The sequence below is a fragment of the Suttonella sp. R2A3 genome, from assembly GCF_021513215.1.
Taxonomy (GTDB): domain Bacteria; phylum Pseudomonadota; class Gammaproteobacteria; order Cardiobacteriales; family Cardiobacteriaceae; genus JAHUUI01.
In genome coordinates this window covers 809,393-830,492 of sequence record NZ_CP090975.1, presented here as the reverse complement: position 1 = coordinate 830,492, position 21,100 = coordinate 809,393, and the positions used below count along the sequence as shown (strand labels likewise).

The following is a 21,100-nucleotide window of genomic DNA, read 5'->3' as shown; positions in this document are numbered from 1 at the left end:
TGGAAGCGGTTATTCTATTCAATCGTTACCAGAAAAGCCACCTACTATACTATGTCACAACGTTTGCTTAACAAACTTTCCGTTTATGCTCGTTTAATGCGCCTTGAACGACCGGTCGGCACATTATTGCTGGCCTGGAGTAGTTTGTGGGGTTTGTGGCTGGCTGGTGCAGGTGAGCCGCCAGCGCGGATTGTGCTGATTATCCTGTTAGGTACCTGGACGATGCGCTCAGCTGGCTGTGTGTTTAATGATCTCGCAGACCGTAATTTTGATGGCAAGGTTCAGCGCACCACGCATCGACCGCTAGCTACTGGCGAGGCAACAGTGAATGAGGCGCTCGCGCTCGGCGTGGGCTTGCTTGCTGTCAGCTTTATGTTGGTGCTACTGCTGAATTGGCAGAGTGTGGTGTTATCGGTATTTTGCGCTGCAGTGGCGATTATTTATCCATTTTGTAAACGCTTTTTGCCTACGCCACAGGCGATGCTTGGTGTGGCGTTTGCTAGCGCAATCTTGATTGCCCATACCGCGATTTTAGGCAAAATCACTTGGGCTGGACTGTTTCTTTTTCTCGCTAGCGTCTTTTGGGCGCTGGTTTACGATACGTATTATGGACTGGTTGACCGCGACGACGATATTCCACTGGGGCTGAAATCAGCCGCTATTTTTGCTAGCGGTCGTGAGCACCTTTTTATTGGCTCAATGGCGGCGCTGATGGTGCTCTGCTTACTGATTAGCGGGGCACTGGCTGGACTCAATGGTTGGTATTATTTCGGTGTGCTAGCGGCTGCGCTATTGATGGTCTATCAGTTGCACCATACGCGTTCGCTTGAGCGTGAGCGCTGTTTTCAAGCGTTTTCGCATAATAACTGGGTTGGCGCTGCGGTGCTTTTGGGCTTGGTGCTCGCGTATTTACCGTAACCACCCCGGCTTATTTAACCGATAACACCAATCCTTACAACAAACTGAACCACAAACAATCGAGGATGACATGTTCCATAAACTATTGATTGCGCTAATCAGCGCGGGAATGACGCTTTCAGCGGCTGCGTATTGGCGCTCTGATGATATTCAAGTGAGCTTTTTGACCACTAAATTGGCGCCACAATCGAGCACGGCCACAGAGCTGAATACGTTTTCACCAAGCAGCGCGGTGATCGATTTTGAAGGCAAAATGCGCGCAGAGATTGAGTTATCTTCGCTAGATACCGGGATTACGGTGCGTAATCAACGTATCCAAGAGATGCTCTTTTCAGCGGTGAAAAGTGGTCAGCTGTTGGTTAAAGCGAGCGTGGCGATGGACAAGATTGAAAGGTTGAAGGCAGGTCAGCAGTTACGCCTCTCGCAGTCGCTTCACCTAACCTTTGGTGCTGCGGAAACGGATGTGACCGCGAACCTTTTAGTGACCAAACTCAGCGAGAAGCGTTTTAGTGTGCTCACGCTGAAGCCGATCGTGGTTGAGTTGCGTTTGCTTGATGTGGATAAAGGCGTGAATGATTTGCGTGAGATTGCTGGTCTTGAAGCGATCGGCATGCAAACGCCAGTGAGTTTTAATGGAACCTTTACGTTGGTCAGCGGTGCTAATGACGGCTTAGAGTAACGCTTAATCAATCCACAATAATTAACCCACACAACCCATCATAAAAAAAGCGCCGCGAATGATCTCCAGCGGCGCTTTTTTTGTGCGATGAGTTGGATTATTTTTTGCGTTGTGGTGGAAGGTCCGTACAGCTGCCTTCTGCAACTTCTGCGGCCAAGCCAATGCTCTCACCAAGGGTAGGGTGTGGGTGGATGGTTAACCCGATATCGGCTACATCCGCGTCCATTTCAATGGCCAGCGCTATCTCGCCAATCATATCGCCAGCGTTGGGTCCGACAATCGCGCCACCGATTATCCGTCCACTCTCAGGATTATAAATCAGCTTGGTAAAGCCATCTTCACAGCCGTTAGCAATCGCACGCCCTGAAGCCGCCCACGGGAAGACCGCTTTTTTAAATGCGGTGCCGTCTTTTTTGGCTTGCGCTTCGGTCAGCCCTACCCAGGCAACTTCTGGTGAGGTATAGGCAACGCTTGGAATCACCCGCGCGTCAAAATACGCTTTTTCGCCGGCTGCGACTTCAGCGGCAACGTGTCCTTCGTGCACGCCTTTATGCGCGAGCATCGGCTGGCCAACGATATCGCCAATCGCAAAGATGTGGTCTTGGTTGCTGCGCATTTGTTTATCCACTGCGATAAACCCGCGTTCGTCAACGTTTACCCCGCAAGCGTCAAGGCCGAGCTTTTTGCCATTCGGTGAGCGACCGACCGCGACTAACACACGGTCATAACGCTGTGCTTCATCTGGGGCATTTTTGCCTTCGAAGGTTACGTAAATGCCGTCGTCTTTTGCCTGCGCATCGACCGTTTTGGTGCTGAGCATGACGTTGGCAAAGCGATCTTTGTTGCGTTTTTCCCAGACTTTGACCAAATCAGCATCGGCACCGGCCATCAAGCCATCAGCCATTTCCACGACATCAATCTGGCTGCCAAGGGTGGCGTAAACAGTAGCCATTTCTAAGCCGATAATCCCGCCACCGACGACCAATAGCCGCTCCGGAACATCTGCAAGCGCGAGTGCACCAGTAGAATCCATCACCCGCTCATCTTCGGGCATGAATGGCAACTTCACGCTTTGTGAACCGGCAGCGATAATCGCTTGTTTAAACGCAATGCTTTGCTCGCCATCAGCGGCTTTTACGCTAAGACTGTGACTGTCGGTAAACGTCGCGCTGCCTTGGATGACCGTCACTTTACGCGCTTTTGCCATGCCAGAGAGGCCGGTGGTGAGTTTTTTGATCACCCCATTTTTATGATCACGTAATTGATCAAGGTCGATTTTAGGTTCGCTAAAGGTCACCCCAGCGTGTGCCACAGAGCCAGATTCTTCGATCACTTCGCACACGTGCAGCAGCGCTTTTGAAGGAATACAACCAACGTTCAAGCACACACCGCCTAAGGTGGCGTAGCGCTCGATCAAGGTCACTGACAGGCCTAAATCAGCTGCGCGGAATGCGGCAGAATAGCCGGCAGGTCCTGCGCCAATCACCACCAGATCAACTGCATCACTCGGTGCGTTATTTTGCGCTTTGCTCGGTTTGCTGGCTGGTGTGCCTTTTGATGCTTTGCTTTCAGCAGGTTGTGCGCTTGTAGATGTGCCGCTGTTATCGCTGGCCGTTTCTTGCGTTTCAATTTGACCAATTGTGTCACCTTGGTTCAAGGTATCGCCGACTTTGACGGTTAATTCTGTAATCCGTCCTGAATGCGCAGCAGGGATGTCCATGCTCGCTTTGTCGGTTTCCAGCACAATCAACGAATCATCTTTGTTCACGCTATCGCCGGCGCTGACCAATACTTCAATCACTTCCACCGCGTCAAAATCGCCAAGATCCGGAATGGTGATGGGTTGTGTTGCCATGTTGTCCTCGTTATCCACTTTTTAGTGGCGTTATTTTACCTGAATCGTTGCCAGGCTGTTGTTAATCGTCTTTAAGTTCTTCTAAGTAGCGGTCGGCATCAAGGGCCGCCATACATCCGGATCCTGCAGAGGTGATCGCTTGACGATAGACATGATCCATGACATCACCTGCGGCAAACACACCGGGCACCGAGGTTTGCGTGGCGTTGCCGTTTAAACCGCTGTTGACCATGATATAGCCGTTTTCCATCTCGAGCTGATCGGTGAACAGGTCGGTGTTCGGGCTGTGGCCGATGGCGATAAAGACGCCATCGACTTTGAGTTCTTCAGTTTGATCGTCATTAAAGCGAATACGCGCGCCGGTCACCCCGGTTTGATCGCCGAGCACTTCATCGAGTTGGGCGTCGAGTTTTAAGGTGATGTTGCCTTGCTCGACTTTTTTCATCAGGCGATCGACGAGGATTTGTTCGGCGCGGAACTCGTCACGACGGTGAATGAGGGTCACTTCGCTGGCGAGATTGGCAAGGTAGAGCGCTTCTTCGACTGCTGTGTTGCCACCACCGACCACAGCCACCGGTTTGTTGCGGTAGAAAAAGCCATCGCAGGTGGCACACGCTGATACACCGCGACCTTTGAATTTGGTTTCAGATGGCAGGCCTAAATATTTAGCGCTGGCGCCGGTGGCGATAATCACCGCATCGGTGTAATAGGTGTTTTTTTCGGTTTTGAGTTCAAGCGGACGCTGGCTGAAATCAACCGAAGTAACATAATCGTTGATGATTTTGGTGTTAAAACGTTCTGCGTGAGCGCGCATATTTTGCATCAGCACTGGGCCATCAATGCCTTCAGCTTCGCCTGGCCAGTTATCCACTTCGGTAGTGGTCATCAGTTGCCCGCCTTGCTCAAGGCCGGTGATCATCACAGGATCTAAGCCAGCACGCGCGGCATACACGGCTGCTGTGTAGCCAGCGGGGCCGGATCCGATAATAATTAATGGGGTTTTATCCATGGTTCGTCTCCGTCAATTTTAATCTATCCTATTTAAGGGGTGCAGTATTCAAGAAAACACGGAAACTTGCAAATGAGTCGCAGCCATAGTGATATAATTACGAAACTTTTATAATTATGATGAATGAGGTCTAATCTTTATGGCAGGCGTTGCTTGGGTATTAGGTATTGATTGTGGGCGACATAAAACCGGGGTCGCCGTGGGGCAAACGTTAACTAAAACCGCGCAGCCAATTGAGATTATAAAAAAACCACTTTCGTCATTAACTGCGCAGGATTTCTTGCATATTCTCCAAGAATGGCGGGTGAAAGCGGTGGTGATGGGGGTGCCGCAACAAGCCGATGGTTTGGCACATCCCTTGCATGACAATATTAACCGCTTAGCGGGAGAATTTACGACGGACTTTCAGTTGCCTGTTTATTTTATGGATGAGTATTTATCCTCGCATGAAGCAAGACAACGCGGTGGCGATAAAAAAACGATCGATGATATTGCTGCAGCGGTTATTTTGGAAACGTGGCTAGTGGAACAAGGGTAATGATTAAGGCGACACAATGGGTCGCGTTTTTATCATTATTCGGCTATTCTAGCGATAGTTATTCAACAAGGAGTTTTTTGTGTCTACGGAGAACGGGAGCGTGAAGGTCTTGGTGGTTGATGATTCAACTACGATTCGTAAAACGGCAGAAACCATCTTAAAGAAAGAAGGCTATAGCGTTGAAACGGCTGAGGATGGCTTTAAAGCACTGTCAAAAGTGGTGGCATTTAAGCCCGATATCATTTTTCTCGATATCATGATGCCACGCTTAGATGGTTACCAGGTATGTTCGGTGGTTAAGAGTAATGAGCACTTTAAACAAACACCGATTTTAATGCTATCAAGCAAAGATAGCATTTTTGACAAAGCACGAGGTCGGATTGCAGGCTCTGAATTTTTTATTACCAAACCTTTTTCGCGAGATCAATTGCTGCAAGCGATTGATCAGCATGTCCGTTAGCCTTGGGGGGGTTCAGTGGCCAGTATTTTGATTATTGACGATTCACCAACAGAAGTGAATTATGTGAGAGCGATTCTTGAGGGCAGTGGCTATGAGGTTGCTTGGGAAAATAATGCAAGATCTGGTATTGAACACGCCGTTAAAGACCTGCCGGATTTGATTTTGATGGATGTGGTGATGCCGGGGATGAACGGCTTTCAAGCGACCCGTCAATTGCGCCGTCTGGTAGAAACTAAAAATATTCCGATTATGATGCTGACCACCAAAGATCAGCAAACCGATAAGATTTGGGGGCTGCGTAATGGCGCAAATGCTTATATGACTAAGCCACCAGAGCAGCATGCGCTCATTGCAGAGATTCAAGGACTGCTGTCCGTATGACTGTACTCAATAAATACCAAACGGCTTATGATTGTTTGCGTGTTTATGTCAGACAATCTAAAAAAGTACGGCAAACGCCAGAAACTGTTGCGACCAAAGAAGGGCTGTATCTGGCTTTTTATGCGGGTGATAAAGGTTTTTTAGTACGCTCTGATCAAGTTTTAGAGATTACCCGTAAAGCGCAAATCATTACGCCTTTGCCGTTTACCGCACCATGGATGGAAGGGTTGGTTAATGTGCGCGGTGATATTCTCTTTGTGCTCAATTTTTCCTTGTTGGTGGCGCCTGAATCTTCACGAAAAGTTCGTGATCCGGTGTATGTGGTCCTTGGTAGCGAGGCTGAGAGCTTTATGATTAAGGTTGATGACATTCAAGGGATGCGCCATTTTCCGGAAATGATCGCGGTGAATGATGGTTTTTATGATGGGGTTAGGGTGACGCCGTTAGAGCAATGGTTGAGAATTAACATCGATAGGTTATTGAATAATAGTTTGCTGGCTCAAACAGCAGAACATTGATTGAGGTTGTTATGATGAAAGATAGATCACTAATGAATATAAGCAAGGTCAAAGAGCATAGCAACGCCAAAATGGTGCCGTATTTACCGAGCGTGCTGTGTTATTGGGCGGCTGTCCTCTTAATATTTGCAGTCATTATGGTGGTGATTTTAGTAAGACCAGACACGACAACGACTATTTTTGGTCATAATCTTTATTACGCCAGTATTTATGTCGGCTTGCCGGCGAGTTTGTTTCTCATGCTGCTGTGTATCGCTTTATGGGCGTTCTTTGTGCGCGGTAATTACCGTTCCTGGGAAGAAATCGAAAAAGATATCGAGACGCTTGAGCTGCGTGAGCAGCGTGATCAGGATACGATTTTGCGTTTGATGGATGAATTGGCCGAATTATCGAATGGTGATTTAACCGTTGAAGCACAGGTCACCGAAGATTTTACCGGCGCGATTGCCGACTCGGTTAACTTTGCGATTGAATCGATGCGTGATTTGGTGGGCTCGATTAACCTGACGGCGAATGAAGTCTCAGGTGCTTCTGAAAGAACGAAAATTCTCTCCAAAGAAATGACCGGTTCGGCTTTAGCACAAATGGAGGAACTGAAGGAACTCTCGGAGATTTTGCGTGAGATGGTGCAATCGCTTGACCGCACGGCTCTGAGTACCACGGATTCTGCAGTGATTGCTCGAGAGTCCGTAACCATCGCGCGTAATGGCTCAGCGAAAGTACAGGATACGATCGATGGCATGAATAAGATTCGTGAGCATATCCAGGATACCTCAAAACGCATCAAGCGCTTGGGTGAAAGTTCACAGGAAATCGGCAATATCGTTGAAATCATCAAAGGAATTTCTGATCAAACCAGTATTTTGGCGCTTAACGCGGCCATCCAGGCCTCTTCTGCCGGGGCAACGGGTAAAGGGTTTGCAGTGGTTGCTGATGAAGTGCAAAAGCTGGCAGAACGATCGGCTGGGGCGACTCGACGGATTGAATCATTGGTGAAAACGATCCAGGGTGATACCAACGAAGCGATCTTTTCGATGGAAAAATCAACCAAAGAAGTGGTTAATGGGGCCGGGATCGCTGAAGAGGCCGGTGCTGCCTTGAGTCAGATTGAGGAAGTTTCAACGTCGCTCGCGTCATTGATTGATCGGGTGTCGCTGTCAACGCGACGCGTCTCAACACGAGCAAAAGATCTTGAGCGCGGTATGCAAGGCATCAATGATATTGTTAAAGCGACCACAGAAAACGTACATAAGACAACCGGTGCTATCGATCACTTAGATCGCCTGTCGCAAGAATTACAAGGTTCTGTTTCTCACTTCACATTGCCAAAAAATAGTTAAGGTGTGCTGTGAAGTGGAGGCAACACAACAGAGGGTTTCATGGCAAATAGCATGGATGGGAAGCTGCTAAGCTCGGTTAAAAATGAGATTATCACGAATATTGCCGATGTGCGCGAGCGCGTCGACCAATGGCTGCTGCGTCCGGAGTCTATTGCTGTTGAGCCTATCACCGCACGATTAAATGAAGTGGCGGGCAGTTTAATGCTGCTGCAACGCCACCACTCTGCGCAACTCGCTCAAAAGTTAAGCGCTTTAATGAGTCATTTCTCGGCGCTTTCAAGAGACGATCTACAGCAACAATTGGCTGAATCCTCGCAAGATATCGCTATCTCAATATTGGTTCTTTCTGATGTGATTGATGAGATAGATCATCCTGAGGATGCAGTTAAAAAACACATAGAGGATGCGCTTCTTCAGGTGGGTCAGCTTTTGCGCGGTGAAGATCAAAAAGCCGGTGAGGAATTGTTTGCTGATGTGTCGGCGTCTCATCAAACTTTGGCGGTATTAGCGCAAGAATATCGCAAAATCATTGATCAACATTGTGTACTCATTGAACGCCATTTGGATGATCAACAAGTTGATTTAAATATTGCGAAAATTATTGAAGATAATAATGAATTATCCAAGGTTTTTGCCCTATTAGAATACGAAGCGCCGCAGTTATTGTTGGCGAAAATCAACGAACGCTTAGCTCAGGAATCGCTGGATGAAGCGCAGTGGGTCGATGTGGCTGAATCGATGCTGCTGGTGCGAGATGCTTTGGGCGCCACCCTGGCAAAGCTTTCTGCTGATAGTGAGAAAGTGGGGAGTTATGTTGACGCCTTACAAGCAAGCACAACGGGCTCTCGAGGCTTAGAGGTTGGGCAAGCGCTATTATCACTAGGGCGTGAAGGTGAGCATATTTTTGCCAGCTTACGCAAAGCTTATTTGGCCGATGATGGCGATGTGAGCGAGCGGCAGTGGCGTGATGCTGCTGGCTTTTGTTTGGAAGCGGAAGCGTTTACCTATCTACTGAACTTACCTAAAATCAGCCAGCATCTTCGTCATTCGGGTTTGTTGTTTACCTACCTTACCCGACACAAAGATGCTGAAATCCCTGATGAGGATTTAATCGATTTGTTGGTGGGTTTGGAATATTTGTGTCATAGCTTAGATGGTGGCAAAACCGATACCCAAGAGCGTTTTTTGCACGACACCCTTGAAGCGTTGAATGTGAGTGCATGGATAGATGAAGATGTGCTGAGTGATTATCAGCAATTAAATTCGCGCACGGCCGAACAGCTCCAAGATGAGCGCCATCAAGATGAACCTACTTTAGCAGACCTTGATTCAGCACTCGACGCGCAAGATGCGCAAAGCCAACTAATCACGGATGAAGGCGGATTTACGATCGCAACGGATTCACCAATCAGTGCGTTGATTCAATCAGGTGATGTCGCAAAATTGCGTGAAACGGTGATGCCAGAACGCTACGATGACCTACTGAAAGAACAAAGAGATAATGAGCTTGATGAGGAACTCTCGGAGATTTTTAGCGAAGAATTGAGCGAGATTATTGATGAGGTTCAGCCGCTTATTCGCCGGTGGATAACGGGAGAAGAGTCAGCGATAAAAGAGATTCGTCGAGCCTTACATACCCTTAAAGGTTCGGGTCGGATGGCCGGTTATCTTGCCTTAGGAGAATGTGCTTGGCAGCACGAGCATTTATTGAACCAGTGTATTGATGATTCCCTGACAATCGATCATGAAATCAAAGCGATTGGTGTAGAAGCGATACAGTTATTGACCTTGGCCGCGCTTGAAAAAATCTCTTTAACTTTGATGCAGCATTACTTACTCAAGCGAAGTTTACCGAACAACGTTTGGCAGAATTGCTCTCATCAGAGACAGAAACCCTGTATGAACTTGATGCTGATCAAACGCCTACGGGCGAATTAAGCAAAGCAGAGCATAAGAAAGATGGCCGTTCTTTCGCGGCAAGGCCGACTGTCGCGCCAACAGCGGCCAGCACAGAAAGGCAAGAAGATAGCGCGCAGCCTAAAGCTGAGCCACGCGCCGCTGAGCTATCACAACCTGAAGCTGCTGGTAGGGGGCGTAGTGAGAGTGCGCATGTTGGCATGCCTGAAGGTAACGTAGCTGATGAAATTGGGGTTGGTTTTATTGATGCAGAAGAGGCAGATGAAAGCGATGAGTATAAATCGCAAACAGCGACCCATAGCGTACAGACTTCGCACGATAGCGAGGTGGAAAAGCACGAATCATTCGATTTCGATTTTGACTTTGATTTTGATTTTGTTGATGTTGAGGCTTTAGCTGAAGACGGCGAAAAGAATCAGGCACACCGCGCTAAGGCCGCGTTTCAGCAAAAATTGACCACCGACTCTGAAGAAGATGCTGAGCCAGTGTCTGATGATCAAGCTGCAATATCGCTTAAAACTCAAGTGTCTCATGACGAGCATTCATCTGAGGCAGGTGAACAAAAAGAATCTAATACGCAGCTAGATGTTGAAGCATCTAGCGCTGATGGTGAGCATCGTGTTGATGCTGAAGATCTACTCTCTGCAGAGGCGATATTTGAAGATGAGGCTTTGTTTGCGCTTGAAGGGGACGAGCGCGACCGACAGCATCCTGATAATCTGCGTGGCCTCAGCGGTCAAGTAACACCGGATTCTCCGGAGAGTGATAAACAACAGCATATTGCGGCCGCTTATCAAGCAGGCGTCGAAAAATTGATTGCTGAAGGGCTAGGTGAAGCCGAGGCGACTAAAGTCGCACAGGCGATGATTGAGCACCAAAGTGCACGTTTAGGCCTTGATCCAGCAGATATTGATGCCCAGGCGATGCTTGAGTCACTACAAGCAAAAATTAGCCGTGGCAAAGCCGAAAACCAAGTGAATCATTCAGACGATACAGCGGAGCATGAGCTAGCACACGCCCAAGCGATGACTGATGATCAAGAGAATACTCAACCGACTGAACCATCTGAACAACCGTCTGTTGGTGCTTCAATAGACCCTGATACCACAGTAACGACAGAGCCAGTATCCTCAGAAAGTGATAAGCAACAAGGTGTGTCTGCGGCTTATCATGCGGGTGTTGAAAAATTGATCGCTGAAGGGTTAGGTGAAGCCGAGGCGACTAAAGTCGCCCAGGCGATGATTGAACGCCAAAGTGCACGTTTAGGCCTTGATCCAGCAGATATTGATGCCCAATCGATGCTCGACACATTGCATGCGAAATTCAGTCAGGAAGAAAGAGAGGGTCAGGCGGATTCATCAGAAGATGCACCAGATGTTGGGGTGACGCACACACAAGCGGTAATCGATGGTGAAGGCGAATCGTCTGATTCTCAGGAATCCATAGTGCATTCAGCTGCGCTAACTGAATCTGCTACTGAAGAAGGCGCTAAAGAATCTGTACAAGCTTCGCTTAATGCTGTGCACAGCGAAGAAACGGATGAAAGCGCTTCACAAACCAGCGATGTTGAGCGTCAAGTTGATGTATTAAAGCGCTCTGCCAGGATGGTTGAAGGCTCAGAAACAGAAGATTTTGATCAGTTAATCGGTCAGGTTGCGCAGGCATTAAATCAAGGTGATGCACTGGCAGAATCAGCGCAAGCCGCATTACATACGGCGCTTGATAAACAGCTTCCTGATGGTCTTGCAAACCAAGCAGATATTGCAGCAGGTAAAGGATTGGTCAAAGAAGCGCTGTCGCGTGAAATGACAGACCTTGATGACGACCATATTGATCAGCTAAGCGATGCGGTATTGTCTTCGCTGCACGTATCGCATGAGTCATCGCTTGATGAAGATGCTGATAGTGCACAACAATCAGAAGAAGCATTCACCTTAAACGATGATGACGTGGCATTGTCAACAACAGTACTTGAAGAGTTAACCTCTGACGATACATCACATCATGCTACTGATTTAGAGCGTGATCTCGATGTAGAGTGGGAGGAGAATAGTCCAAGTGATGCGGACGATTTTATTGATGTTGATGACATAGGGGATTTATCGGTCTCATCGATTGAGGATACGGCGCAGCATGCTGATGAAATACCAGAGCCTGCGGACGTTGAGGCTGAAGAACGTTCAACCGAAGCCAAAAACTACGGTAATGATGAAGCTTCTTATCAAGGACGGCCCAAAGAGGGTGCTATAGATTCGTCAAGTTTGCCGAATTTGCCTCAAAATATTGATGATAGCGTGGTCGAAAAAATTGCCGCTGGACAATTTAATGTGATGGGTTATTGGCTGACTACAGAAGAAGGAAAATATTCTGCAGCGGCGGTGGACCACATTGAAGGAGTTGATCAAGAAGCCATTGACTTTTTTATGTATGAATTTTCTCAATCTGTGGGGCTGGTAGGGCATTCAGTAGAGGCATTTTTAAATGGTCATTTAGATGCTGTTGATGAAATTGCTGCCAGTTTTGAAACGATGTCGCACTCGGCGCGTTTGGTTGGTTATAACGCATTAGGCGCTTGTGCTGAGCAGTATGATGAAGTACTGGAGACGATGTCTCGTGACGGCGTTGATAGTCAAGTGGTTATCAAAATTTCGAAGGCCTTACACGCTTTTTTACATGTGTTAAAAATGGCGAGTAAAGATAATAATCTTAACCAATACCAAGGGGTGTTGCTCGGTCTGGCGAACTTCATAGATGGTTACCGTAAATCATTGGCTGCGCTTCCTCCGCAAGCAGAAGCACGTGAAAGCGGCGATGAGACGCATAAGCAAGATCAATCAATGCTACCTCCAGCAGCTGAGACGCCTGGGCTAGAACCCCAAACCAGTAAGCTCGGAAATGATACGAGTTTGAGCGGCAGTCAGGGCGCACCCTCTGTCGATGATCAGGCAAAACAACCCATTAAACAAAGCGTGGCAAGCGCCCCAAGCGATGTATTAGAGATCTTTGTGAACGAGATCGAGCATTATGCAAATCATCCTTGTGCGCAAACGCTTGATCGATTGATTGAGGCAAGCTATGGGCTGGAAGAAACTGTACCGCAAGAAGCATCTGCTGAATGGATGTGGTCGCTGCTTGATGCCATAGAACAACTCTTGCTCGCACAAAAAACCTACCCTGATAGTATTGATGCAAGCTATGCACCGCTTTTGCGTCAAGCATCTGACTTAATAGACGATCATCATCAAGCCAGTGAGGTCTCTCAAAGTGACATTGATCAGCTGATTGGGCAGATTTTGAATGCACGACATAAGATTGATCAGCACCTGCCTAAGAGTACACTGGAAGACGAAAATGTACCAACTAAAGACTACGATGATCATCAAGAACAACAAACGCTCACAGCAGACGAAGAAGAGAATGCGGATCTTGAAAGAAATCTGACAGAAATCTTTATCGATGAAGCCGATGACATTCTCCGCACCGTGGCTGAAGATTTTGCGCAATGGCGTGAGAATATGATTTTAATCCATTTGCTGGGTAATATCTCACGCAAAATGCACACCTTAAAAGGCAGTTCGCGAACGTTGAACTATTCGGCGATGTCGGATTTGGCGCATGCGGTCGAACAGCTTAGTGAGGCGATACGGTATGTGAATGCAGAACCGGAAGAAACGCTGTTTGAGCGGGCATTTGTCTCGCTACAAACGATGCTCGATCAAGTGCGTAGTGGCTATTTTCCAGAAACAGACCAAGAAACCATCGATGATATTTTTACCTACCTTGGCGAAGAGCCACCGGTTGAGGTTGCGCTCGATGAGGCAAAAATCGTTCGCTCGCTGGAATCAGAGCCCAAACATACATCCACCACTACACCAGCTGTGCCGATGGATGACCGCTGGGACACCGATTTATTAGAAACGTTCGCTGATGAGGCGCAAGATTTATTAACACATGCCAAATCTCATCTCTCGGCCGGTTTGGATCAGCTCGATACCCGTTCAGCATTGCAAAGGATTACCCATACGCTTAAAGGCAGTGCACGGATGGTTGGTCTGGATGTGATCGGCACAACCGCACATTTAATGGAATCCGTGGTTGATAAGGTGGCTGAGCATCCGAACGAACCGACCGATATTGCTGAACAGTTAATTGCTGACGCTATAGAATCCCAGTTTTCAATGCTCGATTCGGTGTTGCGTTTTGAGGTACCACAGAAACCAGAAGCCTTAGATGCGCGTCTACAAAGCTTTATTGATGGTGATATGCCCACCACTCATGTTGCATCAGATAATGCGTTTACCCAACAATCCACAGAACAGGCTTCTGCACTGGCCTCTCAGGTAACGCCTGCAACATTTGAGGACGATACGTTAGCAAAACAAAGCAGCAAGCCTGGCGAAGAAAATGTGGTTATAGAACACAAACCGACACCGCCTAAAGCTGAGGTGATGCCTAAATATAGCAGCGGTCGTTCGCTGCGTGTTGAAGAATCTTTGCTGGAGAAACTCACCACCATGGTGGGTGAGGCGAATGTGTTACGCTCGGTGATAGAAAATACCACCCATGACGGGGAGGTTACCTTCGGTGAGTTGCAGCGTATTGTCACACGTATTGATGCGCAGATGCGCCGTTTAGAAAGTGAGTCAGAAGCACAGATGCAATATCGCCGCGATCAAACTGGCGCGGATAAAGAGTTTGATCCGCTAGAGATGGACCGCTTTACAGAGATGCAGCAACTGTCTCGTCAGCTTTCTGAAACGGTTGATGATCTGAAAAATGTTCAAGATCTTTTACTTGAAGGTCTGTCGCGCGTGCGCATCATGGCGGTGCAACAAGGCGTGTTGCATCGTGGTGTACAGGATCACTTGATGGAAGTGCAATTGGTGCGTTTTGATGCCTACGAAGGACGCTTACGGCGATTGGTTGCTCAAGCGGCAAAATCTGTTGGTAAAGAAGTGCGCTTAAAAATTAGCGGTGGACATCATGAGATTGAGCATAAATTGCTTGATGATCTTCTAGGGCCGCTCGAGCATATTATCCGTAATTCGATAGCTCATGGTATTGAAGCGCCTGATCAGCGACTTGCCGCTAAGAAGCGGCCTTACGGAACGATCACTATTGAAGTGGATATGTTGCTTAATGAGTTGGCGCTTCGTATTGTCGATGATGGGCGTGGTTTTGACTACGATAAGATTCGCCAAAAAGCGCGTAATAAGGGCTGGCTCGATGAGTCACGCGCTGATAATGAGCAATACCTCAATACTTTGTTACTACGCTCAGGAATGAGTACGGCAACGAATCTGACCCAGCTTTCAGGACGCGGTATCGGGCTTGATGTGGTGAGTGATATTGTTCATAAACACCGTGGGCAGATCAGCTTGCGTTCATTCAAAAATAAAGGCGCAGAATTTAATTTAACCCTGTCCTCATCGATGAGCGTCATTGAAGTGCTACAGGTGAGTATTGCCGGACAACCATATGTTATCCCGATGACGTCTTTGGTGGCGGTGGCACAAATTCCGGTTGAAGATCTGCGTCAAGCAATCAGTCAAGAGGAACAATATTTCCATTATCGTGATGACACTTATCGTGTCCGTATGCTTGGTCAATATTTCGGCCATAACTATGAGTTGCAAGCCGATAAGAGCGCGTTGCCTGTATTGCTGGTGCAAAGTAGTGGCGCGCATGAATCTTGCGCGTTTCATATTGACCATGTGATCAGTCGCTTAGAGATTGTCATTAAAAGCGTCCACCCATTGGTCCAGCAAGTTCCAGGGGTTATGGGGGCTACGGTACTGGCTGATGGTGGTGTGGTGCCGGTGCTCGATTTGCAGGATTTGGCGCGACAAATTGATCATTTTAATCGTTTAACCGTTGGTCAGGATAAAGAAGAAGAAACGAAAGTTCTGATTGTCGATGACTCGATTACGATGCGCAAAGTCGGCACACGCTTACTTGAGCGTAACGGGTTTAAAGTAGCGACCGCTAAAGATGGTTTAGATGCGCTCGATGTATTGTTTGCGTTTGAGCCGGATATTGTGTTGCTCGATATTGAAATGCCGCGTATGGATGGTCTGGAATTTGCCAGCCGGATGCGTGATATGGGTGAATTTGATGATGTGCCGATTATTATGATTACCTCGCGTACGGGCCATAAACACCGCGAACGGGCGGCAAAAATCGGTGTACAGGGCTATTTAGGTAAGCCATACAATGAAGACCGACTGCTCGAGAGGATCTATACCTTACTTAGTGTTGGAGTTGGGGTGTAATCATGGCTGGAATTGAAATTATTGTCATACCTAGCCGTAAGGGGCTCACTATACTGCCGACTGCTTTGGTGCGTCAGGTTTTGCCTTATGCGCCGGTGATTACTGAAGGGGACGGGCACTACGTGCGTGGCAGTTTGATTGTTCAGTATGATAAGCTGCCGGTCATTGATTTGGATTATATCTATGATGCGCATCATCAAGCCGATGAGGCTCAACAGAGTCATGATGAAGAGGGATCGAAGCTGATCTGGGTGAAATCCCTCGGCGCTGATGATCATGCGCTCGATTATGTGCTGATTGCGCGTGGTGCGCCACAGATACTCACGTGCACGGCCGATGAATTAGAAACGGTAACACTGTGTGACAAGAGTGTCATTAACCGGCGTGTTCAACTCGATAATATAGACAACCCAAACGATTTACCGATTTTTTTACTAGATTTATTTATTTTGGAAGCCGAACTGGCCAGTGTGTAACGATGCAGTATTTAGATTTTGAGAAACCGATTGCCGATTTGGAATATAAACTGAGCGAATTGCGCCAGTTTAGCGGGCAGTCTAATGTGGATATCGGCGATGAGATTAAACGCTTGGAAGAAAAAGCTAAAAATCTCACCGAATCGATTTTCTCTGATCTTGAGGATTGGCAAGTCGCCCAATTATCACGCCATCCTGAGCGCCCTTATACCCTCGATTATCTGGGTGAGGTTTTTAGCGATTTTCATGAATTGCATGGTGATCGTGCTTACGCTGATGATAAAGCGATTGTTGGTGGGTTAGCGCGCTTAGATGGCCGAGCAGTGATGGTTATTGGTCATGAGAAAGGTCGTGACACCAAAGCAAAAGTGAAGCGTAATTTTGGCATGCCGCGTCCGGAAGGGTATCGCAAAGCACTACGCCTGATGAAACTCGCCGAACGATTCAAGCTGCCGTTAATTACGTTTATTGACACACCTGGCGCTTATCCTGGTGTTGGTGCTGAAGAGCGCGGGCAAAGTGAGGCAATTGCGCATAACCTGTTTGAGATGGCGACGCTCGATATTCCGGTGATTGCTTGTGTGATTGGTGAAGGTGGCTCTGGGGGCGCACTGGCGATTGGGGTTGCTGACCGTGTGTTGATGCTGCAAAACAGTATGTATTCGGTGATCTCACCTGAAGGGTGTGCCTCGATTTTATGGCGCAGCGCTGATAAGGCTTCAGAAGCTGCTGAAGCGATGAATGTGACCTCTGATAAGCTGATTAAACTTGGTTTAGTCGATCGCATTATTGATGAACCGCTCGGTGGCGCGCACCGTCATAAAGCGGAAATGGCGCAGCGCTTGAAAACTACACTGATTGAAGAGCTCGATGCGCTCGCTGATGTTGATCATGAGACCCGACAAAGTCAGCGTATGGCAAAAATCCGCGCCTATGGAAACTTTAGCGAAGAATAAGCGTCGCTTTGAGGCGCTACTGCCTTCGCACGTCGTATTGCTTTAAGGCAGCCACTAAGGCATCGATATCATTTTGACCTAGCCAGGGTTTGAGTACATTGAACTTTTTTTCGTCCCACTGATAAATTTTGAGCGACAGCAGGGTATCGATAACCGCCTGCGGGAAGCGGGTGCGCTTGACCACGGCAGGATTACCAGCGACCACCGTGTAAGGCGCAACGTCTTTAGTTACGATGGCGCCTGAGGCAATAATTGCGCCTTCGCCAATCGTTACCCCAGGCATGATCATCGCACGCATGCCTATCCAGGCGCCATCACCAATCACCGTATCGCCTTTACCAACATACGATTCCGGCAGCCATTCTGGAAAGGGGTAGAGGCTAAACCAATCCATGCGATGGGTATGGTTGCCGCCCATTAAAATGATCGCCTCAGCAGCAATGCACACATAATCGCCGATATAAAGCTGGTCGTTTTCCCATTGCGGCTCCCAACTCGCGAGGCTAATTTCATCGCCGTACAAATAGCGCACCACGCTTTCTTCAAATGAACCAGTCCAAGTATCGCTGTAATAGCTGTGGGTGCCGCGAATATGGATGTTGGGGTTTTTCACCGTCTCCGAGAGATATTCAACACGAGACCAATGTTTTACAGGTTGTTCTGCCATCATTTGTCCTAAAATTCTGTGGTTATGCTTTAAGAATACTAGCGCCTGTGAGGCAAGCTGACAATCTTATTACTGCATGATAACGGCAATGGTAGACTGTGTGGCTATGTGAAGGGACCTAACGTGACGGTGTGATGCAGTTAGATGAAGATTTTTGGCGCTGGCAGGTGGACTATCAACCATCGCAATACCTGCTGGGATTAAGCGGTGGGGTGGATTCGGTTGTCCTGTTGCATCTGTTGGTAGCGCAGCGTGCGCGCTTAGGCGCGCCGCTGGTGGCGTGCTTTCTTGACCATGGTTGGCATGAAGACGCACCAAAATGGGCGGCACTCTGCGAACGGTTTTGTGCGGCATTGAACGTCCCCTTTTTTTGTGAGCGTTTAGCCTATCACGCTAATGATGGTCGCGGGCCGGAGGCGCAGGCACGCGCAGCGCGTTACCGTACGTTTGCTGCACATTTACCAGCAAAAGGGGCATTGCTCACCGCGCACCATCAAGACGATCAAGCCGAAACCTTACTGTTGCAGCTTCTGCGTGGTGCCGGTTTGGCAGGACTTTCTGCGATGCCGGTGCGTAAAACCTTTGCCGATGGTGAACATTGGCGACCACTACTTCATGTACGACGCGAAGAGATTATGGTCTATGCTAAAGAGCATGCGCTCGATTATGTGGATGATCCAAGCAATACAGATACACGTTATGCACGTAACCGCTTACGTCATGATTGTTTGCCAGCGTTAGAGGCGTCTTTTCCGGGAGCCACGCAACAGATTGCGCGCAGTGCGCAGTGGCTTGGTGAAAGCCAAATGGTTCTTGATGAGGCGCTGGACGCTTATCTACCGACGGATCTTAATGCGCCACTGCCTTGGTGTTTGCTTAGGGAGCGGGATGAAGCATGGCAAAAAGCGTTACTGCGTCGCTGGCTCGCGCGCGTTGAGGATGGGCCACCGCCGAGTCAACGCTTACAGGAGTTTTTGCGCCAACTACGCAGTGGCGCCGAGCAGGCTGAGCTGCGCTATGGTAAGCGGTTACTGCTCGCCTATCGTGGCGAGATTTATCGCTACCACATTAGCGAACCTGCACCCCCACCGGCTTTTGCGCCGCATACGCAATGGCCAGGTGTCGGGGATATTGACCTAAATGAAGGCCATGCGCTTCTTGCCGGGCGGCACTGTCGCTGGACGCTTTGCCCGCCGGGGGCACGTTTTCAAGCGGCAAGTATGACGCATGCTAAATCGTTAAAAGAAGCGTTTCAGCAAGCGGGTGTGCCACCTTATATTCGTCGGCGAACGCCGCTGCTTTGGGCAGATGATCGCTTGGTTTGGGTCGGTGGGTTAGGCGCTGCGAAAGACTGGTCAGCGCTGTTGTTTTGCTGGCAAAATCGGGCATATTCTGCTAACATCTCAAGCGATTTATAGCCAGTTTTCGGACGCTCCATGACCAAATTTGTATTTGTTACCGGCGGTGTGGTTTCCTCATTAGGGAAAGGCATCGCCGCTGCTTCTTTAGGCTCAATTTTAGAATCACGCGGTTTGCGTGTGACGATGATTAAGCTCGATCCGTATATTAACGTTGACCCCGGCACGATGAGTCCGTTTCAGCATGGTGAGGTTTTTGTGACTCACGATGGTGCGGAAACTGACCTCGATTTGGGTCATTATGAGCGCTTTGTGCGCATGCGCGCCACGCAGTTTAATAACTGTACCACCGGACGGATTTATTCGGAAGTGATCCGTAAAGAACGCCGTGGCGATTATTTAGGTGCCACTGTGCAAGTTATCCCGCATATCACCGATGCGATTAAATCCTATGTGTTACGCGCTGCTGAAGGGTTTGATATTGCAATGGTGGAGATTGGCGGGACGGTGGGTGATATTGAATCGCTGCCGTTTATGGAAGCGATCCGTCAGTTAGGCACGCAATTAGGGCGTAAACGCTGTATGTATATTCACCTCACCTTATTGCCTTATATTCCGGCGGCTGGTGAGCTGAAAACCAAGCCTACCCAGCATTCGGTTAAAGAATTGCGCTCGATTGGTATCCAGCCGGATATGCTGATTTGTCGCGCTGATCGTGATATTCCTGAAGATGAGCGCCGCAAGATTGCTTTATTTACCAACGTTCCAGCCGAAGCAGTGGTTGCCGGGCTTGATGTGAATAATATTTACGAAATCCCCTTGCTTTATCACCAACAGGGCGTTGATCAGTTAGTGATTGATCACTTTGATATTGACGCAGAAGAGGCAGATTTGTCGCAATGGGAGCGTGTGGTCCAGTCGATTGAGCAGTTCGATGGTGAAGTCACCATTGCGATGGTCGGTAAATACGTGGATCTCACCGATGCGTATAAGTCGCTCAATGAAGCGCTGTATCATGCGGCGATTCACACTGGTAAAAAAGTGAATATTCGCTTTGTGGATTCTGAGGATATCTTACAACAAGGTGCGGCGAGCTTGCTCGACGGCGTTGATGGGATTGTTGTGCCGGGTGGTTTTGGTAACCGCGGAATTGAAGGGAAAATCCTCGCCGTTAAACACGCACGCGAACAGCGTATTCCTTATTTGGGTATTTGCTTAGGCATGCAGGTTGCGGTGGTTGAATTTGCCCGTCATGTTGCCGGTATTGACGGCGCTGGCAGCACAGAATGGGATGATGATGTAAACGCACCGGTGATTGCGCTGGTCAATGAATGGGTTAACGAGCGCGGCGAAACCGAAGCACGTGATAAAGACAGCGACCTTGGCGGCACCATGCGTTTGGGCGCGTTGCCGGCACGCTTGAAATCCGGTAGTAAAGTGGCAGAAATTTATGGTGCACAAATCATTAATGAGCGCCATCGTCACCGTTATGAAGTCAACAGCAATTATGAAAAATGTCCAGAGTCAGCGGGCTTGCGTATTTCTGGGCGCTCGGAAGACAATGGCCTGGTTGAGATTGTCGAATTGCCGGATCATCCGTGGTTTATCGCCTGCCAGTCGCACCCAGAGTTTACCTCGACCCCGCGCAAAGGGCATCCGCTATTCACCTCGTTTATCCTTGCCGCACTGGATTATCAAAAACAACACACCGCTTAAAACGTCATTGGTTTGATGTTTAACACTTTAGGAGTATTTT

General features: G+C 48.4%; 16 protein-coding genes. 13 read left to right on the top strand and 3 right to left on the bottom strand.

Features of this window, described 5'->3' with window-relative positions:
- The first annotated feature begins 51 nt into the window (after nt 1-51).
- Both ubiA and L0B52_RS03910 read left to right on the top strand, forming a co-directional pair.
- Nucleotides 52-918, top strand: a complete 867-nt coding sequence (ubiA, locus tag L0B52_RS03915) for a 4-hydroxybenzoate octaprenyltransferase (protein ID WP_235065240.1) — start codon at nt 52-54, stop codon at nt 916-918.
- A 70-nt stretch (nt 919-988) separates the two neighbouring features.
- A complete protein-coding gene (locus L0B52_RS03910) occupies nt 989-1,597 on the top strand; it encodes a hypothetical protein (protein WP_235065239.1) in 609 nt (202 codons plus the stop codon).
- Between the two features lie 97 nt (nt 1,598-1,694).
- Here L0B52_RS03910 and lpdA read toward each other — a convergent pair whose 3' ends face one another.
- Both lpdA and trxB read right to left on the bottom strand, forming a co-directional pair.
- The gene (lpdA, locus tag L0B52_RS03905) at nt 1,695-3,452 is read right to left on the bottom strand and encodes a dihydrolipoyl dehydrogenase (RefSeq protein WP_235065238.1); all 1,758 of its coding nucleotides are present in this window, start codon (nt 3,450-3,452) and stop codon (nt 1,695-1,697) included.
- Between the two features lie 61 nt (nt 3,453-3,513).
- Nucleotides 3,514-4,461 (bottom strand): thioredoxin-disulfide reductase, encoded by a 948-nt coding sequence (trxB, locus tag L0B52_RS03900; protein WP_235065237.1) that lies wholly within the window; start codon nt 4,459-4,461, stop codon nt 3,514-3,516.
- Nucleotides 4,462-4,600: 139 nt separating this feature from the next.
- On the opposite strand from trxB, the gene ruvX reads away from it, so the two are divergent.
- The 9 genes from ruvX to L0B52_RS03855 all read left to right on the top strand — a co-directional run bounded on the left by ruvX (nt 4,601) and on the right by L0B52_RS03855 (nt 17,319).
- A complete protein-coding gene (gene ruvX, locus L0B52_RS03895) occupies nt 4,601-4,999 on the top strand; it encodes a Holliday junction resolvase RuvX (RefSeq protein ID WP_235065236.1) in 399 nt (132 codons plus the stop codon).
- Between the two features lie 79 nt (nt 5,000-5,078).
- Nucleotides 5,079-5,459 carry a PleD family two-component system response regulator gene (locus L0B52_RS03890; RefSeq protein WP_235065235.1) on the top strand — a complete coding sequence of 127 codons (381 nt, stop codon included), beginning with the start codon at nt 5,079-5,081 and terminating at the stop codon, nt 5,457-5,459.
- A 15-nt stretch (nt 5,460-5,474) separates the two neighbouring features.
- A complete protein-coding gene (locus L0B52_RS03885; RefSeq protein WP_235065234.1) occupies nt 5,475-5,840 on the top strand; it encodes a PleD family two-component system response regulator in 366 nt (121 codons plus the stop codon).
- Nucleotides 5,837-6,358, top strand: a complete 522-nt coding sequence (locus tag L0B52_RS03880; RefSeq protein ID WP_235065232.1) for a chemotaxis protein CheW — start codon at nt 5,837-5,839, stop codon at nt 6,356-6,358. The genes L0B52_RS03885 and L0B52_RS03880 overlap by 4 nt, the downstream gene beginning before the upstream one ends.
- Nucleotides 6,359-6,369: 11 nt before the next feature.
- On the top strand, nt 6,370-7,698 hold the full coding sequence (locus L0B52_RS03875; RefSeq protein ID WP_235065229.1) for a methyl-accepting chemotaxis protein: 1,329 nt from the start codon (nt 6,370-6,372) through the stop codon (nt 7,696-7,698).
- A 39-nt stretch (nt 7,699-7,737) separates the two neighbouring features.
- Complete coding sequence (locus L0B52_RS03870) at nt 7,738-9,636, top strand: Hpt domain-containing protein (protein WP_235065228.1); 1,899 nt, start codon at nt 7,738-7,740, stop codon at nt 9,634-9,636.
- Entirely contained in the window at nt 9,561-15,887 is a 6,327-nt protein-coding gene (locus tag L0B52_RS03865) for a response regulator (protein WP_235065227.1), read from the top strand. The genes L0B52_RS03870 and L0B52_RS03865 overlap by 76 nt, the downstream gene beginning before the upstream one ends.
- 2 nt (nt 15,888-15,889) lie before the next feature.
- Nucleotides 15,890-16,363, top strand: coding sequence for a hypothetical protein (locus L0B52_RS03860; RefSeq protein WP_235065226.1), 474 nt, complete (start codon nt 15,890-15,892; stop codon nt 16,361-16,363).
- A gap of 2 nt (nt 16,364-16,365) precedes the next feature.
- Entirely contained in the window at nt 16,366-17,319 is a 954-nt protein-coding gene (locus tag L0B52_RS03855) for an acetyl-CoA carboxylase carboxyltransferase subunit alpha (RefSeq protein ID WP_235065225.1), read from the top strand.
- A 16-nt stretch (nt 17,320-17,335) separates the two neighbouring features.
- Here the strand turns inward: L0B52_RS03855 and L0B52_RS09635 are convergent, their stop codons facing one another.
- A complete protein-coding gene (locus tag L0B52_RS09635; RefSeq protein ID WP_409202314.1) occupies nt 17,336-17,986 on the bottom strand; it encodes a CatB-related O-acetyltransferase in 651 nt (216 codons plus the stop codon).
- A 134-nt stretch (nt 17,987-18,120) separates the two neighbouring features.
- On the opposite strand from L0B52_RS09635, the gene tilS reads away from it, so the two are divergent.
- Together tilS and L0B52_RS03840 are read left to right on the top strand one after the other, a co-directional pair.
- Entirely contained in the window at nt 18,121-19,404 is a 1,284-nt protein-coding gene (gene tilS / locus L0B52_RS03845; RefSeq protein WP_235065432.1) for a tRNA lysidine(34) synthetase TilS, read from the top strand.
- Nucleotides 19,405-19,422: 18 nt separating this feature from the next.
- A complete protein-coding gene (locus tag L0B52_RS03840; RefSeq protein ID WP_235065224.1) occupies nt 19,423-21,060 on the top strand; it encodes a CTP synthase in 1,638 nt (545 codons plus the stop codon).
- The last annotated feature ends 40 nt before the right edge of the window (nt 21,061-21,100 follow it).

Coding starts and splice junctions, on each gene's coding strand:
- ubiA (WP_235065240.1), top strand. CDS start 52: ATGTCACAACGTTTGCTTAACAAACTTTCCGTTTATGCTCGTTTAATG.
- L0B52_RS03910 (WP_235065239.1), top strand. CDS start 989: ATGTTCCATAAACTATTGATTGCGCTAATCAGCGCGGGAATGACGCTT.
- lpdA (WP_235065238.1), bottom strand. CDS start 3,452: ATGGCAACACAACCCATCACCATTCCGGATCTTGGCGATTTTGACGCG.
- trxB (WP_235065237.1), bottom strand. CDS start 4,461: ATGGATAAAACCCCATTAATTATTATCGGATCCGGCCCCGCTGGCTAC.
- ruvX (WP_235065236.1), top strand. CDS start 4,601: ATGGCAGGCGTTGCTTGGGTATTAGGTATTGATTGTGGGCGACATAAA.
- L0B52_RS03880 (WP_235065232.1), top strand. CDS start 5,837: ATGACTGTACTCAATAAATACCAAACGGCTTATGATTGTTTGCGTGTT.
- L0B52_RS03875 (WP_235065229.1), top strand. CDS start 6,370: ATGATGAAAGATAGATCACTAATGAATATAAGCAAGGTCAAAGAGCAT.
- L0B52_RS03870 (WP_235065228.1), top strand. CDS start 7,738: ATGGCAAATAGCATGGATGGGAAGCTGCTAAGCTCGGTTAAAAATGAG.
- L0B52_RS03860 (WP_235065226.1), top strand. CDS start 15,890: ATGGCTGGAATTGAAATTATTGTCATACCTAGCCGTAAGGGGCTCACT.
- L0B52_RS03855 (WP_235065225.1), top strand. CDS start 16,366: ATGCAGTATTTAGATTTTGAGAAACCGATTGCCGATTTGGAATATAAA.
- L0B52_RS09635 (WP_409202314.1), bottom strand. CDS start 17,986: ATGGCAGAACAACCTGTAAAACATTGGTCTCGTGTTGAATATCTCTCG.
- tilS (WP_235065432.1), top strand. CDS start 18,121: ATGCAGTTAGATGAAGATTTTTGGCGCTGGCAGGTGGACTATCAACCA.
- L0B52_RS03840 (WP_235065224.1), top strand. CDS start 19,423: ATGACCAAATTTGTATTTGTTACCGGCGGTGTGGTTTCCTCATTAGGG.